This window comes from Xanthomonas axonopodis (assembly GCF_001304695.1).
GTDB lineage: Bacteria > Pseudomonadota > Gammaproteobacteria > Xanthomonadales > Xanthomonadaceae > Xanthomonas > Xanthomonas axonopodis.
On the sequence record NZ_JFAQ01000279.1, the window covers coordinates 1 to 3,960 of the forward strand.

The 3,960-nt window shown below is 66.3% G+C and carries 1 protein-coding gene; it reads right to left on the reverse strand.

Annotated elements, in window-relative coordinates; all coding sequences use genetic code 11:
- Positions 1 to 157: 157 nt before the first annotated feature.
- Positions 158 to 3,658 carry a glycosyltransferase gene (locus tag XAXN_RS19625; RefSeq protein ID WP_054320763.1) on the reverse strand — a complete coding sequence of 1,167 codons (3,501 nt, stop codon included), beginning with the start codon at positions 3,656 to 3,658 and terminating at the stop codon, positions 158 to 160.
- Positions 3,659 to 3,960 lie beyond the last annotated feature (302 nt).

Here is a 3,960-nt window from a genome sequence, read left to right on the forward strand (position 1 = left end):
GGGCACCTTCCCCCGCAAGCGGGGGAAGGGATCCGATGGAGGGTCAGTGGCAGTGCAACCGACAGATCACGCGTGACCGGCTGCGCTTTTCCCGCAGGCGGGAGAAGGTGGCGTGCAGCGCCGGATGAGGGCACACCCTCAGAGCAGCATCGCCGCGCTAGTCCGGCAACCAGGCCTCCCGCCAACGTTCCAGGTTGCTGCCGCTGAGCATCCAGTCGCGCCGCACCGCCCCGCGCAACGCCGCACCCTGCGCGCGCGCTGCATCCAGGTCGGCCAGGTGCTCGCGGATGGCGCCGATCCAGTCGCGGTAGCGGTTCTTCACCAGCGTCACCGGTAGCTCGCCCTGGTAGCAGCGTACATCGCTGGCGATGACCGGGTAGCCGCAGGCGCCGTATTCAAGCAGGCGCAGATTGCTCTTGCATTCGTTGAACAGGTTCTGCTCCACCGGCGCCAGCGCCAGATCCAGGTCCAGCGCTGCCAGCGCGGCCGGGTACTGGTCGATCGGTACGCCAGGCTGGAACTGGTGGATGTGCTGGCGCAGCGCGAACGGGTACATCCCCATGAACACCCATTCCACCTCGCCGGCGAGCTCCTTCACCACGTCGGCGATCAGCTCCAGGTCGCCGGTATGGCTGGCGCCGCCGGCCCAGCCGATGCGTGGCTTGCCACTCTGGCGTTCGGCCCGCGCGGGCAAATGTTCCCACCAATGCGGCGGCAGGCGGTTTTCGGCCACGCGAATATCGCTATGCAGCCCGGCAAACGCCTCGGCCAGGGCAGGGGTGGAGACCACGAATCGGTCCACCATGCCCAGCCCGCGCCGCAACGTCTTGAGGATGTCCTTGGGCATGTGCTCGCGGTGCGCATTCTTCAGCGGCAAATTGGGCAGGTAATCGTCCAGCTCGTAGACCTTGAAGGCGCGCGACAACGCCGTCATCCGCCGCATCGCCTCCAGCCGCGCCTCGCCCACCTGCCGTTGCAGGATCACCACGTCGGGATCCTGACGCGCCAGCTCGCTGATCTCCAGGTAGCCGTTGAACAACACTCCCTCGGCCATTCCGGCCTCCCGCAAGGCGCGCACCGGCTGGATCACCCGGTAGTGGCCACAGCCTTCGATATCGGCCGGCAGCGCGATGACGCTGGGCAACGGCCGCCACGACTGCAACGGCCGCCAGCTGGCGCGCGGGTCGGCCAACTGGAAGCCGGCACCCGGATCCAGCGAAAATCCCGGGTTGTAGGCCGGGTCGTTGGCCATCACCGGCAGCCAACGCGCGTACATCGCTTCTTCGTCGAGTGCCGTGGTGGCCGTGGTGTCGGGCGGGTCGATCAACAGCTGCGCACGTGACGCAAAGACATTGAGATAGCCGGCCTGCTGCAAGCGCAGGCACAGGTCGACATCGCTCCACTGCGCCAGCGCCGGCTCCAGGTCGAAGCCGCCGGCGTCCACAAACAGCTGGCGCGGCAGCATCAGACATTCGCCACTCAACGCGCTGTAGTTCTGGTCCAGTTGCAGACGCTGCAGATAGCCCGATTCGTCGAACGCGGCACCTTCGAAGGCGCGTGCTGCCGGTGCGCCCAGGCCCAGCAGCAGGCCGGCGTGATGCACGGTGCCGTCGCCGCGCAGCAGCTTGCCGCCCACCGCGCCCACCTCCGGGCGCAGCGCGTGGTTGAGCAGCTGCGCCAGCCAATCGGCCTTGATCGCTGCGGCACCGGCCGCCAACCACAGCAACACCTCCCCACGTGCCTGCTCGGCTGCCGCATTGCAGGCCGCTTCGCGCGAGGGCACACCGTCGAAGCGCAGCACGCGGATTTGCTGCAGGCCGAGGTTATCGATGCCCGCCAGCCAGTCGCGCAACGCCGGCTCGGCGCTGTCGCCGCGATCCAGCAACAGCAGCTCGTAGTGCGGGTAGCCGGTGTTGGCGAGCACGCTTTCCAGGCAGCGCTGCACCTGCGCCAGGCGTCCATCCACCAGCACCACAATGCTGACCACCGGCTGCTGTGCATGACGGTAATCCACCGTGTGCCGGCCAGGGCCGTTGCTGCTCACCACCGCGTCCACGTACCCTCGCGCGGCAAGATGGCGGCTGATGGCGCGCTGCTCGTCTTCGTCGCCATGCCGCGTGGTGGCCGATGCCACCAGCAAGGGTTCGGCGATGTGCTGGATGCAGGCCAGGCCGTAACGCTCGACCAGCCCAAGCTGGTAATCCAGTTCGAAGGCGCCGCTCGTTTCGGTTGAAAAGCTGCCATCGGCCACTAGCGTCTGGTGCCGGAACAGCCAATGCCGGGACATCGTCGACACTGAGCTGAGCAACATGTCCAGATACAGCGCCGGCCGCATCGCCAGCCCCAGCTGACCGCGGTCCAGCGCGACCACTTCATCAGTGTAGATGGCCTGACACGTGTCCGGCAGCGCGAGCATCTCCAGCGCCACCAACAGCAGGCCACTGGCGGTGAACAGGCTGCCGGCTTGGACCAGCAGCACCCAGTCGATGGACTGTTGCGTGGCGATGGTCCGATTGAGTGCGGGCACCAACCCGTCCGGACCGATCAGCACACCGTGCTCGCCGTGCTCGGCGGCCTGCTGCGGCGAGCTGCTGATCACCCAGGTTTGCTGGTTCCGATAACACGCCACCGCCGCCAGGCTGGCCTGGGTTGCGGCCACCGCTGCCGCATCGCCGTCACTGTCGACAACGATCACTGCGATCCGCGGGCCGCCCGCATGCGCCTGCAGGCGCGCATCGATCAAGGCGCGCTGCACGGTGCTGGGATGACGCACCCCCAACCAGGTGGCCGGCGACACGCGCTCGGCCATTCCTGCGCTCTGCATCAAGGCGTTGACTAGATCCACCGACTTGAATACCCGCGCCTTGTGCGGGCTGAGCGGGGCGACACGCACCTGGCGATTGTCGCCGCCCTCGCGTCGCCAGCCAAGTTGGTGGATGCCCTGGCGCAGGTCTTCGTGGCCTTGATCGCCGATACCCGGCTGGTCGCGGCCGACCTGACTGAACTGCGCGCTGGAGACGCGAAACTGCGTGAGCGGGCTGGACAGCAAGGCCAGGTTGCCATGACGCAGCAACTTGACGTAGATCGCCAGGTCGCCAACCCAGTCGATGGCCTTGCCGTTCAACATCATCAGCTCGCCACCCAGCGCCACCAGGTCGTCGCGCCGTGCAAGCACGCAACTCGGCTCGCCGATGAAGTTGATGGCATGGTCGGCCAGGAACGACACCAACTCCGGCCCATCGATCAGCACATCCTCGGCAAACGGGAAGCTGGTTGCCAGGATGTCCGGCAACGGCGCACCGTCGTCGTCGATCCGCAGCCGGCGCGAGGACGCCAGCGCGGTGCCTGGGTTGCGCTCCATTGCGCCGACCAGCTGCGCGACGCAGTCCGGCTCCAGCACGTCGTCGTCGTGCAGAAACTTGACGTACTCGCCTTGTGCCAGCCCGATGCCCTTGATGGTGCTGCCGAGTTCGCCGAGCCGCGTCGGGTTGCGATGGTAGCGGATAGGCGAGGGAGCGGACGCCAAGTGCGGCGCAAGGATGGACTCGATCGCGCCTTCGCCATTGTCGTCGCAGATCACCAGCTCCAGCGCCGGGTAAGTCTGCGCCAGCACGCTGTCCAGCGCCTGCGCGAAATAGCGCGGCTTGTATGTCGGCATGATGATGCTGACCAGGGCATGAGAGCTCAAGGGCGGTCGTCCGAGTTCATCATTCAAGAGTTATCCGATGCTAAATGCGATGCCGGAGCGAATCGGTCCGATCACCGCGGAAGGCAGCGATCATCGAACTGGCCGAATGGCCAATGCAATATGCGTGCCGCTCGAAGCATGACGCGTCGCCATCGGGAGCAACGGCTGTGATGGCATTGTGCTGTCCGTCCGACGTCCCCCCGATTTTGAGTAGCACGCCAGTTTGGAGTCCAATTCCCTACCTGAAGGAGATTGGACGTGAAGAAGCGTTT

Bases quoted from the DNA above. Each gene is read 5' to 3' on its own strand.
- XAXN_RS19625 (WP_054320763.1), bottom strand. From the start codon at position 3,658: ATGCCGACATACAAGCCGCGCTATTTCGCGCAGGCGCTGGACAGCGTG.